Genomic DNA, 15,286 nt, shown 5'->3' on the forward strand with positions numbered 1-15,286 from the left:
GCGAAGCATTCCGATAATAAATCTCGGCTTTTTACCGAAAAATATTGACCGGAATGCTTCGCCCCTACAAAAATTAAGAATAGTTAGCCAATTCATTAGCGGCTCGCAGACGCAAACTTAATTCTTTAGAAATTTCTAATAAAATTTGCGGATGTTGCTGAATTAACTGGTCAAAACTATTTTTCTGCAACGCCAATACGGTGCAATCAGTAGCAGCCTGGACTGTGGCTGAATGGGGTAAATCGTCTAATAAGGTCATTTCGCCAAAATGCTCCCCGACGGATAATTTAGCGATTTCTTTCGGCGGAGCATTTAGGGGTTGTCGCATAATTTTCACGGTGCCGGAGGTGATAATATATAAAATGTCTCCTAAACTGCCTTCGGTGAAAATTATTTCTCCCGCCAGAAAATTTTGGGGCATCATTTCTCGCGAAATTAGGGATAACTGATCTAAGTTTAAATGCCGAAATAGGGCAATTTGTTTGAGCAATAATAACTGCTCGGTGAAAACTGGCAAAACAGCCTCAGAGAATAGACTTTGCTGGGACAATTCTCCAGGAAATTCATGGTTAGTTTGCTGGGTTTCTAAGGCGAATGAAGCCGCTATTTTAATCCAGCGATCGCTTGCTTCTGAAGCTGCTTGAAGTAATTGCCGTTGGGTTTCATCTAATGGGGAAAGAGGAGAAAGATTAACCGACGTTTTGGGCTGAGTGGTTTTGCCGGAAGCAAACCGTTCCAGGAGTGGCATTATGGGCAGGACAAACCGGCGCTGTGGCAGAGATGCCAAGGTTTCCACTGCATTAGCCCGTTCTCTTTGATCTGGGGAAGAAAGTCGCCGTTGCACATAGCTGATCGTGCGCGAATGGCCGAAACAAGATAGGACATAAAATAAGCGATCGAGAATGCGTTGATGATAGTCTTTGATCGCGGCAAGAAAGAACTTTAAATCCGGTTGATCCGAGGGCATTTCTTGCTGCCACCGCAGACTCTGCGTTATTAGTTGAAAATCCGCATCAAGATAGTTAAACAGTACCGCCTCAGCTTGGTTGCTGCCCACTTTGGCGATCGCGGCAATTGCGGCATCTATCACCTCTGGTTGGGGCGCGGACAAATACGGCTGCACCACCGCTAAACTGGAATCCCCATAAGCAGCTAAAGCGATCGCCGCTTGGTTGCGGACGTTCGGGTCGGCATCCTCCAAACCTCTGGCCATATATGACAACATTTCTGGACAATGCACCGTACCCAACAGGTGAAAGGCAGCCCCGCGCACTTCCGGGGAGGGATGGTTGACTTGTGCGATCGCGATTTTGCCAATCAAACGGTCATGGGGTTGGGCAATGGTGGCCAGGGTTTCCAGGGTTTCCCGTCTCACCTCTGGGGCAGCCCCTCGGAGAATTTTTTCTAGCTGGGAAATAAACTCTGGTTGGCGACTATAGCGGCTTAAAACTGTTCTCACCGCCGCTTGTGCGGGGGTGGGTTCTGATTCTGAATGCCATAAAAGTTCACAAGCGGCCTCGGTTTCCGCGCTAGTTCCTTGACTGGTGGCGGCAACACAGGCGATCGCCTTTACTTCCTGATTTTCATCCGCTAATAATGACGACAATTGCTCATCTTTCACCGCATAACCACTGGCAATCAAAACTTCCAAAGCAATACTTCGAGTGGTTGAGTCTGGGGAGTTTAATAACTGCTCAAATTTATGAATTAATGCCCGGTTGTGGGTTTGGGTGGCCAGTCGTACCACAGCCCGACGGGTTGCGGCGTCTGCATTTGGTAATAATGCCTCTAATTCGGGGAATATTTTGCGGAGATTTTTTAGATAAGCGGCTAATTGTAAGCCTAAAATTTTGGCATTTTGATTCTCGCTACTTAACAAAGCGCGAACTTGGTCAATGGATAGATAACGGATATGTTGAATCCCACTTTTTACATGATCCAAACTGACCTGTCCGTTCCGCAACATTGCCACTAAAGATTTTAAATAGCTTTTGCCAGTCAAGCAACTAATCACGATTAAAATTGTGCTGATGACAATCCCTAGCCAGCTAACTTGTAAGTTGGTCAAAATTGGCTGGGCAACCAGGAGAATTGCCCCGGCAAAAATGCGTCCCATTGGGGTAAAAATTCCCTCACTGAGTACCCGAATTCGGCCACTAAATTGAGGCGGCACCGCATTGTAGTTTAAGTTCATTACCGGAATACCGATACTATATAATAAAGTGCGGTAAGTAAAATTAGCGCCAATGGCTGAAGGTAATTTGAAGCTGACCGCTAATCCCATAAAAGTGAGCAAGTTAGCTAGGGGATAAATCAGGTTCATCGGTCTGACACCCAGTTTTTGAATCAGGGGCCTGGTGAAAAAGACAATTAATATTAATTCCAGGGCGGTTAGGGCGGCTGTGACTAATCCCAGGAAACTGGCTAAATTTTGAGCATTGGTAAATGTTTCGGTATAAATAATCGAATGTTGAACTTCGTTGATAGAACGAACCATCTCCAAGGCAAAAGCACTAATCGCTAAATAAAATATGATGGGGTAATTGGCGATTAGCTGGGGGATTATTTGCAGGTTTTTCCTACTCCATTCTTGAGTTTGCGAGGGTTTTTCGGCGTTTTTGCTAATTGGTTTTTCGTGTTTTTGTAAGGAATTGATTTCCGCGATCGCCAGACCATAGAGGACTGGCATTAATAGCAACTGATTTTCTAAGGTGATGGATTTGGACAGCAACCCGACCAACATACTACCGAGGAAATAGCCAATGCTAGACCCTAGGGACAAAATTGGCGTATATCGCTTTAATTCTAAGGAGGTAAAATAGTCACTAACTAAAGTCCAGAACTTAATCCTAAACAGCAAAACATAAGCAACCCAGGCAAAGATTAAGAGACTAAAATAGACCGCTACAATATTCCAACTCAGAAGCGATCGCAGTCCCAATACTATTACACTGGAAATGCCCAAGACCCACTGAAATAATTTGGGGCGATCGCAACGGTCAATAATCCGACTAAACCCCCCAGATACTAAAATCGTAGCGATCGGCATCAAAATTAAAAATAGGGGCAAATACTTCGGCCCGGCTTTCGCCAAAAATAACGAACGACCAATGGTTAAAGCAATGGCATTACTGCCCATAATTAAAAAGCCGATAAACGCCAAGTGAGCTAGTCGGCTAATTTCTTGAACCGAACTCCCCAGACGTTTTTCAATTAATCTAAACATTTGAAAATTTTCCTCACCCATTCACAGGTCAATGAAAATCAGCATCCAGGAGTCAGCTATCAGCAGTCAGCCACGATCATTTCACTCTTCCGCTAACTTAGCATCGGGATAAATGCTGACGAAAAAAAGTCATTTTCACCACAATATTTGTCAGAAAATTATAATTTTTTTGCTGATTTTTTCTCTGACCATATATCAATTTCTTGTATAGCACAAAATCTTAAAAATGTCTGGCCATGATGGGGTGCAGATGATGTATTCCAGACATTAGACATATTGCTTTCATGCCGGATCGATCCCCCAACCTCCCGATGGGGGCTTTTTAGCTTGGGAAAGTTGCTGAATGGTTGCCCAATGGTTGCGGAATGATTGCGGAATAATTATGACAAAGAAGTAGGGTGGGCGATGCCCACCCTACTTATAATTAATTAGAAAATTGCCGCGCCGTGATTCGTTCTGAATGGTTTATGAATGGTTTCTCAATGGTTTCTGAATGGTTTATGAATGGTTTCTGAATGGTTTCTATTCTGAAGAGTGATGGTGATTTGGGTCAAAACCTGTACCAAAACCTGTACAAAAAGTGGGGCGTTACAGGACTAGAGTCAAATTTGGCAAAATTATTGAATCGAGACATACATTAAATGGTGTTAACTACCTAGAAATCTAAATCATCCTTTAGACTAAACAAGATTGAACAAAAGAAGAAAAATCCGATCGCTCGGAAGGTCAATGGGCGAAATTGCCCCAGAATTTACTTAGTTGACTTAGCAGTTTACTTAGCAGCAGTACATACTAACATCTTCACCACATTCGTCAGCGAGGTAACACAAAGCCCGAAAACGCAATCCGACGAATTGTTCATAGAACGGATTGAGTTTACACATTGGGGGAATGTGGAACAACGTTCGGCCAAATAGTTGAATGTCTCGCTCAAAAGGGCATTGTGCCGGAATCAGTTTGCAAACCGATCTAGCAAATTTTTGATCTTTCACTTCGATGGCATCAATCCAATTGCGAGCAGGTTGCAATAACACATCAAACAGGTTTGAAGATTTACGAGACTGTTTGCCAGAGAGACTAGATGCAATAGTCATTGGACACCTCTTTTAATAATTTTTGACTAAAGAACATCACGAGCTGGTCGCGATAAATTGATCTTCGGCAATTCTCCCCAATATCAGTGCGATCGCTGTAACAATTTGTTTGTGTTCTCCCTCGCAAGATTGGGTGATCTGCGTTCTCTGAACGGTGCGATCGCGCTCATCAGCTTTGGTGATCGAGATCACCTATTCCAGAAAATTATTTTACTTTCGCCAAGGTTTAAAAGCTGAAATCCTCAAGGGGACTAGGGTTGCAGAATTTCAGAAATTAAACACGATTTCTAAAGATTTAGCTTGAGATCAAAAATAGTATTCATACTTACAATACCATTTCACCAACCAAAGTGGGTAATCTATCCCATAAATAGGATTTTTTGTCATCTCTTCTTTAAATTTTCAGCCACAGGGGAGTAGGGGGGCAGGGGAGTAGGGGAGTAGGGGAGTAGGGGGGCAGGGGAGTAGGGGAGTAGGGGAGTAGGAAAGTAGGGGACAAATAACAAATAACAAATAACCAGCAACAAACAATAACTTATAAACGACAAATTTAATCACAAATTTATGGTTTAAGTAAATTGTCAATATATCTTTGAATCGCGGCTTTCAGAGTTTCCATGCGAATGGGTTTGCTGACATAATCATTCATGCCAGCTTCTAAACAAATTTCGCGATCGCCCTGCATAGCATTGGCGGTCATAGCAATAATATAAGGACGGCTACTTTCGGGATACAGATCACAAATTTGCCGCGTGGCTTCGATGCCATCCATTTCGGGCATTTGTACGTCCATTAAAATTAAATCATAGACTTGCTCTTCTAAAGCGGCTAACACTTCTAAGCCATTATTGGCAATTGCCGCTTGATATCCTAAACGCTTCAGGAATTGTTTCGCTAATTTTTGATTGATCGGGTGATCTTCCGCTAACAAAATCCGCAAGTTGTAGTTTTCACTGGAGTCAGGTTTAGTCTTTTCATCGACCGGCTGTTTTGGGGTAAGTTCCGGGTTTTCACCTACGTCGAGAATGACTGTAAAATAAAACTTTGACCCTGGATTTATAGTGGTGCCTAATTGCCAATAACTCGGCGGATTTCCGGCAAAGTTTTCCTGACTTTCTACCCATATTTTCCCGCCCATTAACTCAACTAAGCGTTTGCTAATTGCCAAACCTAAGCCGGTGCCGCCATATTTACGGGCAATGGAAGCATCCGCTTGGGTAAAGGGTTGAAAAAGTTGTTTGATTCGATCGCCTTTAATTCCTACTCCAGTATCTTGCACCGCAATCATCAATTCATATTTATCTTTTTGACTTTCCGTCACTGGATGACCGCTAACGGCGATCGCCACTGTCCCTTGCTGAGTAAATTTAATCGCATTGCCAACTAAATTAAGCAAGATTTGCCGAAAACGATTGCTATCTCCCCTCATCCAATGGGGAAGTTTAGGATCTAGAGTATAGGTTAATTGAATATTTTTTTCTCTGGCTTGTTTGCGGAAAATATGGCTAATTGAATCGAGCAATTCCGCCAAAGAAAATAAATGTTTTTCTAAAGTTAAATTTCCTGATTCAATTTTTGAAAAATCCAGAATATCGTTAATAATTACTAAAAGAGAATTGCCACTTTCTTGCAGAGTTTTTACATAGTCTTTTTGTTGCTCGTTCAGGGTAGTATTTCCCAGTAATTCTGCCATACCCAACACCCCATTCATCGGAGTGCGAATTTCGTGACTCATGGTGGCCAAAAAAGCACTTTTGGCTTTAGTTTCTGCTTCGGCGGCTTCTTTGGCTTTTGCTAAAGCTAGTTGTTGTTCTAAGGCTTGGTTGTAATCCATCAGCAGCTTTTCCGTTTGTTTGCGTTGGCTAATATCTTGAAAGGTGGCGATCGCATAAATCACCTCTCCCTGTTCGTTATAAATTGGCTTTCCCCAAGCTTCGACGGGAATAATGCGATCGCCTTGATGAATTTCAATATCATCAGCCTTAGAAGCTTCTCCTCGTAATGCTTTAATAATCGGTAATCGCTCTTGAGGATAAACTTGATTAGTTTGGGCAATATAGCTTTGATATACCTGAGCAATTTCCTCTGGTTTGGTTTCGGGAATAACCCCTTTGCCTAAAATTTCCTGAGCTTTGGTATTAGTATAGTAAGGATGACCTTGCTCATCAATAATAGCAATACCAATTGGTACAGCTTCAAGAAACTGTTTAAGCTGTTGTTCACTATTTCTCACTTGGCGATAAAGTTGAGCATGGCGAATGGCGATCGCTGCTTGACCAGCAATCAACTGTAACAATTCCACTCGTTCTGCGGTAAACGCTCCAATAGTCAGATTATTTTCCAAATAAATAATACTCACTAATTGACCTTGGTTAATCAGCGGCACGCAGAAAACCGACAAGGGCTGATATTTTAAAATATAAGCATCTTGAGTAAAATTACCTTGTTTTGCTGCATGATTTAACACCACAATGTTTTGCGTCCTGGCCACATATTTAATTATCGTCTGGGGCAAAGTCTCACAACTTTCAATGGGACTGGGTTTCCAGACTTCTACTTGCTGCGAATCAACGACTTTAGAAGCTTCAATGACTAAACCATCTGCTTCAACTAAAATCAGATAAGCACTTTGCGCCCCCGCATTTTCAATTATAACATCCAGCAACTTCACTAACAAAATTTCCAAAATAATTTCGCCAGAAATGACTTTATTAAATTTCAAAATTGTTTCAATATCTAAATGAGTTTTGGGCGCACTGGTGGTGATATAGGAGAGAATCGTTGTCTCAGTCCTCGCTCTCACTTTTGATGGTAATTTTAATAAATCAGCATAACTATTTTCTAAATGTTTTACTTTAGCTTGTGCGCCCCAAAGTTCATAAGCATAGAGAGCCTCTTGCAGATAAACGCTGGCAATTTTATCTTTGCCCCAGCCTAAGTAAAACTTGACGGCTAGTTCATTAGCCAGGGCTTCTTCCTGGAGGTATTCATTAGCTTTGGCTCCCGCAATGGCGCGATCGTATAACTCAATGGCTTCGGCTTTTTGGCCTAACAATCGGCATTTTTCTGCGGCCACTAAATCTACTTTATGCTGGTGGTTCATCGGCGCATAATCAGCCCAATATTGTTGCAATTGACTTTGATTTTCTTCTACCCGTTGCAGCACTTCAGATAGTTCCTCTGATGCGGAACTGACCGCCGCCAAAGCGATCAAAGAATCATAGAAATAAAAAGTTGGTTCGCCAAAAGTCCCCACTCCACCCATGAAATAATGCCTGACTTCCGCTGCATAACTTTGAGATTTTTCTATGTCCCCAAACAAATAGCACAGCATCAGCTTGTATAAATAGAAAAAATATAAGCCAAATAAGTCATGGGCTTTAAGAAGTTCAGGCAAAAATTCAGCTTCTTCTAAGGCGCTTCCCGATAAAATACAAAGATCGGCTGGCGTTTCTAGTGGCGTTTCTAGTGGCGTTTCTAGTAAATTTAAAATCGACTGCCAATGAATGCGACAATAATTCGCGGTGGTAAATTGCTTTTGTTGCGCCAATCCATTGCAATAGCTGCCAATTTCCGATGCTAGTCTGGTTAAGGGCTGACCGCAGGCAAAAGCATTAATACAAAATGTATAAGCACTCCGTCCGGCGAAATCTAAGTTGCCCACTTCTATGGCAGTGGTGTAACTTTCTTGCGCCAATATAAGGGTTTCTTTGAGATGCGATCGCCGATGCAACCCGAATAGCGCCGCCGTTGAAAATGCCTCTGGTATGACGGTTTTCACACCTAGTTTAATCGCCGATTGGAGTGACAATTTAGCAAACTTTACCCCCGTATCCACATCTTTGATAAAATTACAAGTAATCATGGAATAGCAGGCATAAGCAAAAGGTGAAGCTAAGGTATTACCTAATGAAATCGATAGCTTGACTGATAAGGCGATCGCCAGCGGTAGCAGGGGAGAACCAATAATATAAGCTGCCGGGATAATACTGTTAGCAATCTGCACAATGGCGATTTTTTCCGGATCGGTCATCATTGGCCGATCAACTAGGTCTTGAATTTCTTGATCGCCGATCAGGTGGTTAATTTCTGCCACTGCCTGCTGCAAATCCTGTGGGGTGGGTGACTCAGGCAGATTTACACCCAATTTTTGCAACATTTGTTGAGCAATTGAGATAGCTTCTTTGAGTTGATTTCGGTTGACATGGGCAAAAATTTTTGTGCGGTAAACGCTGACTTGATCGAGTAATTTATCCGCTTGGCCTATAACAGATTTTACCAGAATTTCCATATGTTCAAAATCACCGCAAATGGAAGCTAATTCTGCGGCTTGATTATGAAAATTTAGGGTAATTTCATATTGCCGTTGCCAAGGCTTTTCCCCTAGCAAAGATAAACCGACTGTGGCATATTCACGTGCCGATTGATAAGCGGTTGCGTCCCTGGCTTTGTCGCAAGCCATCAAATTCAGTTGGGCTAATTCATCTCGTTCTGATTGGTCGGTAATTAAGGTAATTCCATAGTTTAATTGATTCAGGAGGTTAAAAATCTGCTCCTCTCTGGCAGGGGGTAAAAGGTTTTGCAGCACCACTTGTCCAATGTGGTAATGGGTTGCTTCTTTTTCCCCATCAGGAATTAGAGAATAAGCTGCTTGCTGGATGCGATCGTGACTAAATTTATAGGATTGAATCAGTAAATCTCGATCTAATTCAGACCGGGGAAAAATCAAGTTTTGATTCAGAGCAATTTTTAACTCTTCAAAAATTTCTTGGGGCGATCGCTCAGTAATCCAGTTCAGCAAGGTCAAGTCAAATTCGGCTCCCCAGCAAGCGGCTAAAGATAATATTTTCTGGGTAATGGGGGGTAATTCTTGCAGTTTACTCACCATTAATTCTACGACATTATCCGTAAATTTTCTGGCTTTTATGGCGGCAATTTCCCATTGCCAAACTCTTGTGTTACGGTTGAATGTAATTAAGTTTGACCGATACAAAGCTTGGATAAATTCAGTGATAAAAAAAGGATTTCCCCCGGTTTTTTGTCGGACTAACTCGGCTAAATCTCCCACCTGTTCCGGAGTTTGTTTTAGGGTATCGCTGATTAAATAAGCAATTTGCTTCAGGGGTAACGGTTGTAAGGTTATTTGGTTAATGGTTTGGTTAATGGCGTTGTTATTTTGGCGAATTTTTTCCAGGGTCATCAGTAAAGGATGTCCGGCCATTACTTCATTATCTCGATAGGCTCCTAAGAGGAGTAGATATGACGTTTGCCCGTCAAGTAAGAGTATTTCTATTAGTTTTAAGGTGGCAGTATCCGCCCATTGCAAATCATCGATAAATATGGTTAAGGGATGGTCTGGCGTACAGAAAACTCTGATGAAATTGCCGAAGACCAGGTTAAACCGATTTTGCGCTTCGTTGGGTTCTAAAGCCGGGACTGGAGGCTGTTTGCCGATGATTAATTCTACTTCGGGAATTACGTCAATAATAATTTGTCCGCTGGCTCCTAAGCCTTGCAATAATTTTTTTCGCCAGACTTGCAATTGTGCCTCTGTTTCCCCTAATAGTTGTTCGATTAATCCGCCAAATGCGGCCACGATCGCCGAGTAGGGAATATTCCGTTGAAATTGGTCGAATTTACCCGAAATAAAATAGCCTCGCCGAGCGGTAATCGGTTTAAAAAGTTCTTGAACTAACGATGATTTACCAATTCCAGAATATCCCGCAACTAACATGAATTCTACCCCCCGAATTCTTCCAGGAAGGGGGGATTCAGGAGGGTTCGCTACGCGCTCAAATGCTGCCAGTAGGGTGGCGATTTCCGCTTCCCGTCCGTAAAGTTTTTGGGGAATTTGAAAGCGATCGCAAATATCTTGCTCTCCCAAAGGAAAAGGGGCAATATTTCCCGTAGTTTCTAATTGGCGGCGACATTCGGCTAAATCCGCTTTTAATCCAGCCGCACTTTGATAGCGATTTTCCGCATTTTTCGCCATCAATTTCATTACAATATCCGCAACAACTTGGGGAACGGGCAACGGGGAACGGGGAACGGGGTGTAGGGTGTAGGGTGTGGGGGTGTTCTCTATCTCCTCCGCTCCTCTGCTCGATGGCGGCTCGATGGCGGCTCCTCCGCTGATGGCGGCCACAAGAGCCCTGTTCCCTGTTACCTCTTCCCCGTTCCCTAATAACGGCGGCATTTTGGCAATATGACAATGGATTAATTCCAAGGGGTCGCTACTTTCAAAGGGCAATTTTCCCGCCAGCATTTCGTAGAATGTAACCCCTAAAGAATAAAAATCGGTACGATAATCTAAGCCCCGATTCATTCTGCCGGTTTGTTCCGGGGAAATATAAAGTAATGTGCCTTCTAATACATTGGGATTCTTTAAGGTGGGGTTTTCTCGACTCAGTTGGGTGGCAATGCCAAAGTCAATTATTTTTAGTTCTTTCGTTTCGGGGTTCACTACAATATTGCCCGGATTAATATCTTTGTGAATGATATTTTGCCCGTGAATTTGACCCAAGCTTTCGGCGATCGCGATCGCTAGGTCTAAAAATTCTTTCAGACTAATTTTACCCCGCTGCTTTAACCATTGTTTCAAGGAAATGCCGCCAAAGTCTTCCAGGACGATCACATAACTGCGTTGCCATTCTTCCAGGCTATAGGCTTTGACAATTCCGGGAGACCCTATCTGGCAAGTGAGAAAGTATTCTTGTTTATAGCCACGAATTTGCTCAGAGGTCGGATACTCTCGGTTGAGTAATTTCAGGATTACCGGCAGGCGATCGCCGACTCGTCGCCCCCGGTAGACCTGGGAGTTCTCACTATGATGAATTTCAATTAAGTCCTCGTATCCAGCCAGGGCGATCATAAGAATGATATTGAGAAATAATCTTGATGAGTGATATTGGTAAAAAGTGATCGGTTTAGCGATCAAAGAAGGCCATTCTCTTCTACTGTTATCACAATAACGTTCAAACGATCCTAGCCGGGACAAAAAAATGTAGTCGTCGGTGGGGAAAAGTAATAAATATATTATTACATATAACATATATTTAATAATATACTATATACAGCATATACAGCATAAGACCAGAAACCTGGTTTCTATGCCCGGTTTATGAGGCGGGTTTATGGGTCGGGTTTATGGGTAATGGGTGTGAGGGCGAAGCATTCGGGTACAAATATTAATGGTGAAAACCCAGAGTTAATTGCCCGGTAAGCGAAGCTATGCCGTCAGGCTTCATGCTTCGCCCCTACTGGGCAAATATTTGGGTAAAAAACCGGGTTTATATTTGATTTTTGGATTTCGGCAAATATTTGGGTAATAAACCCGGTTTCTATGCCTGTTTTTGGGGTTTCTAGGTAGGGGCAAAGCATTCCGGCGGATAATTTATGGGAGAAAACTAGAAATCTACGACCGGAATGCTTCGCCCTTATTTGTGCTCCTGGTTTTTGGGTTAATCGACTTCGGCAAAGAAGAAACCGGGTTTCTATGTCAGTTTTGGACTTCGGCAAATGTGTGGGTAAGAAACCCGGTTTCTGGGGGAAAACAAGAAACCGGGTTTCTATTTTATTTTGGGACTTCCGCAAATATTTGGGTAGGGGCAAAGCATTCCGGCGGATAAATTATGGGAAAAAACTAGAAATTTATGACCGGAATGCTTCGCCCTTATGCAAAGAAGAAACCGGGTTTCTATTTTATTTTTGGACTTCGGCAAATATTTGGGGAAGAAACCCGGTTTCTGGGTTCTTAGCGGAATTTATCTTTAAGAACTGCCTTTCCTGCCAAAATTTTGCCGCGAACAATCAAATACCAGGGAAAAGCAATAATCCAAAGTGCAACTATACAAATGAAAAGTATTACTGGCTTACAAGAAATCCCTGACTTGTACTTATGCAAATTAATTTTCGACGAGTCAAACGCTGCCCAAATCGCTGAACCTAGAACAATTAACGATATCGTTGGATTCGGTAGTAACAATCCCACAGTAACAAGTCCAAATGTAAACAAAAGAGCAGCCCACCATACCATAGTTTTTCTCCTTTATGACAGTATTAACTGATTTAGTTTCTAATCAATTAATATCCCCAGCGAGTGGGGATAATACACGGGACGAGCCCTCTGGTTAGTTCCCAGTGCGTTTCCATTCAATTAATATCCCCAACGAGTGGGGATTCATCTGACAAAAAAAGAGAAAGCGATGATAGAAGTCGCTTTCGTTTCCATTCAATTAATATCCCCAACGAGTGGGGATACTGCAACTGATACCGCGATCGCAACCGATACCGCCACGTTTCCATTCAATTAATATCCCCAACGAGTGGGGATAATCGTGCAAAAACTTGAATCCGAAATTGTTCGACTGTTTCCATTCAATTAATATCCCCAACGAGTGGGGATACTGCCTTGTCTGATGCCCGCACTGCGACGAACATTGGTTTCCATTCAATTAATATCCCCAACGAGTGGGGATACATCGAAAACAGATCGTGGAAGTTTCCTAGTTGGGGAGAAAAAACGCTGTTTCCATTCAATTAATATCCCCAACGAGTGGGGATGAGTCTGACGATAAAATTTTGCAAGTATTTATGGAAGACTTTTTATGTTTCCATTCAATTAATATCCCCAACGAGTGGGGATGGCTTATTGGAAAGTAGCCAAAGCCAAAAATATTGTTTCCATTCAATTAATATCCCCAACGAGTGGGGATACGAATTGATTGATGAATTATCGGCAAAACGAGGGCAAAAGCGTTTCCATTCAATTAATATCCCCAACGAGTGGGGATACGGCGATCGCTTCCACTATCCACCACGGCGATCGGTTTCCATTCAATTAATATCCCCAACGAGTGGGGATACCGTATTGTTTCCCGACGGGCGACTACCAATGCCCGGTTTCCATTCAATTAATATCCCCAACGAGTGGGGATTCCCTGCTTAAGTAAGTCTTCGATTTTGTCGATACTGCCAAGTTTCCATTCAATTAATATCCCCAACGAGTGGGGATACGAATTTGTTTTAACCCTTCGATTTCCTGATCTACTTTGACTGTTTCCATTCAATTAATATCCCCAACGAGTGGGGATAACCAAGCGTGTTGAACGCATCGCTTAAGGAAATAGAAGAAGTTTCCATTCAATTAATATCCCCAACGAGTGGGGATCCGCTATGGTTGGCCGCCATGTTCTATCCCGGAATGGCGGTTTCCATTCAATTAATATCCCCAACGAGTGGGGATATTTATCGAATCTTTGTCATGTCAGATTATAACATCACGTTTCCATTCAATTAATATCCCCAACGAGTGGGGATGAGTGGGACAGTTTAAATTTATTGATAGGAAGGAGAACGTTTCCATTCAATTAATATCCCCAACGAGTGGGGATAATACATTACACGTATTATTGTAGGATTAGGTCTATCTCTGCTTGTTTCCATTCAATTAATATCCCCAACGAGTGGGGATTCAAAATAGATGCAAAAGTAGACACAAAAATAAATAGTGTTTCCATTCAATTAATATCCCCAACGAGTGGGGATTAAACCAGAGCGGAATATTGATGCACGACACTCCTTTAGTTTCCATTCAATTAATATCCCCAACGAGTGGGGATTGTCTACTATGACAAGGAAAATAAAATGATCATAGTTAGTTTCCATTCAATTAATATCCCCAACGAGTGGGGATAATTTCAAAAACTTTGGTACTTGCAACAGATTGAATATCCGTTTCCATTCAATTAATATCCCCAACGAGTGGGGATTAAACAATTTCAATTCCCGCAATTGTTTACACTATATGGTTTCCATTCAATTAATATCCCCAACGAGTGGGGATTACTCGGCATTTTTTCTTGGTGCTGATGCAAGTCCAGTTTCCATTCAATTAATATCCCCAACGAGTGGGGATTAAGTTTAGCCAGCGGGCTTTATTAGCACTTTCAGAGTGTTTCCATTCAATTAATATCCCCAACGAGTGGGGATAGTATCAGGTCTTGTAGCTAAAGCTACTCGGGCGAGTTTCCATTCAATTAATATCCCCAACGAGTGGGGATACCTGCTCCTCCCTGTTTGCCCAAAGGAAAAGCGGGTTTTGTTTCCATTCAATTAATATCCCCAACGAGTGGGGATAAACCTAACTTAATTTAGGAGAAAAACAATGAAACTGTTTCCATTCAATTAATATCCCCAACGAGTGGGGATTATGTACCAACCATTGATGCCACAACACGCCACAACCTGTTTCCATTCAATTAATATCCCCAACGAGTGGGGATATCTTCATAGCTCCTAAAGAGTATCAATTAGGATGTATAGTTTCCATTCAATTAATATCCCCAACGAGTGGGGATTATCACTTATGGGCCAACCCCAGTTGGATGATACATCATAGTTTCCATTCAATTAATATCCCCAACGAGTGGGGATATAGCTGTAGGGTAATATTCTCAACATTACTATTCCCATAAAAGTTTCCATTCAATTAATATCCCCAACGAGTGGGGATACGTTCGTTCAGCCCAATCATTGGACCTCACTCAGGTCAGTTTCCATTCAATTAATATCCCCAACGAGTGGGGATTATTGGAAGAAGACTGGGCTACTCTCAGCTTGACGAGTTTCCATTCAATTAATATCCCCAACGAGTGGGGATCGCGATTAACGCGGCAGGAGGAGAAGCTATCTTATTGCAGTTTCCATTCAATTAATATCCCCAACGAGTGGGGATTTCAATCAGCTCTTAATCTCCTTAGAAAGTATCTGGGATAAGTTTCCATTCAATTAATATCCCCAACGAGTGGGGATATTATACCGATAAATCAATAGATTAAGAAAGTTATTCTAGTTTCCATTCAATTAATATCCCCAACGAGTGGGGATTATCTCCAGAGGACGTATCGCTGATTGGTAAGGCTGAGGTTTCCATTCAATTAATATCCCCAACGAGTGGGGATATCCT

Annotated in this window: 5 protein-coding genes and 1 CRISPR repeat array (1 of these 6 cut by a window edge); of the genes, 1 reads left to right on the forward strand and 4 read right to left on the reverse strand. The window is 42.3% G+C overall.

The window, feature by feature from the left end; genetic code table 11:
• Positions 1-73: 73 nt before the first annotated feature.
• The 3 genes from AM228_RS22390 to AM228_RS22400 all read right to left on the reverse strand — a co-directional run bounded on the left by AM228_RS22390 (position 74) and on the right by AM228_RS22400 (position 11,191).
• Positions 74-3,226, reverse strand: coding sequence for a HEAT repeat domain-containing protein (locus tag AM228_RS22390; protein ID WP_197285369.1), 3,153 nt, complete (start codon positions 3,224-3,226; stop codon positions 74-76).
• A gap of 776 nt (positions 3,227-4,002) precedes the next feature.
• Positions 4,003-4,320: a Mo-dependent nitrogenase C-terminal domain-containing protein gene (locus AM228_RS22395; RefSeq protein WP_054469169.1), complete on the reverse strand. Its 318-nt coding sequence runs from the start codon at positions 4,318-4,320 to the stop codon at positions 4,003-4,005.
• A 562-nt stretch (positions 4,321-4,882) separates the two neighbouring features.
• The gene (locus tag AM228_RS22400) at positions 4,883-11,191 is read right to left on the reverse strand and encodes an AAA family ATPase (RefSeq protein ID WP_054469170.1); all 6,309 of its coding nucleotides are present in this window, start codon (positions 11,189-11,191) and stop codon (positions 4,883-4,885) included.
• Positions 11,192-11,762: 571 nt separating this feature from the next.
• Between AM228_RS22400 and AM228_RS22405 the strand changes: the two genes are divergently transcribed.
• Entirely contained in the window at positions 11,763-11,948 is a 186-nt protein-coding gene (locus AM228_RS22405) for a hypothetical protein (RefSeq protein WP_054469171.1), read from the forward strand.
• 125 nt (positions 11,949-12,073) lie between these two features.
• Here the strand turns inward: AM228_RS22405 and AM228_RS22410 are convergent, their stop codons facing one another.
• A complete protein-coding gene (locus AM228_RS22410; RefSeq protein WP_054469172.1) occupies positions 12,074-12,355 on the reverse strand; it encodes a hypothetical protein in 282 nt (93 codons plus the stop codon).
• A 35-nt stretch (positions 12,356-12,390) separates the two neighbouring features.
• Positions 12,391-15,286: direct repeats of the CRISPR family, unit length 36 nt; unit sequence GTTTCCATTCAATTAATATCCCCAACGAGTGGGGAT; it runs 1,131 nt beyond the window's last position.

The sequence above is a fragment of the Planktothricoides sp. SR001 genome, assembly GCF_001276715.1.
GTDB lineage: Bacteria > Cyanobacteriota > Cyanobacteriia > Cyanobacteriales > Laspinemataceae > Planktothricoides > Planktothricoides raciborskii.

What these genes read in the sequence shown, in the direction of transcription:
- AM228_RS22390 (WP_197285369.1), bottom strand. Translation starts at nt 3,226, where the DNA reads ATGTTTAGATTAATTGAAAAACGTCTGGGGAGTTCGGTTCAAGAAATT.
- AM228_RS22395 (WP_054469169.1), bottom strand. Translation starts at nt 4,320, where the DNA reads ATGACTATTGCATCTAGTCTCTCTGGCAAACAGTCTCGTAAATCTTCA.
- AM228_RS22400 (WP_054469170.1), bottom strand. Translation starts at nt 11,191, where the DNA reads ATGATCGCCCTGGCTGGATACGAGGACTTAATTGAAATTCATCATAGT.
- AM228_RS22410 (WP_054469172.1), bottom strand. Translation starts at nt 12,355, where the DNA reads ATGGTATGGTGGGCTGCTCTTTTGTTTACATTTGGACTTGTTACTGTG.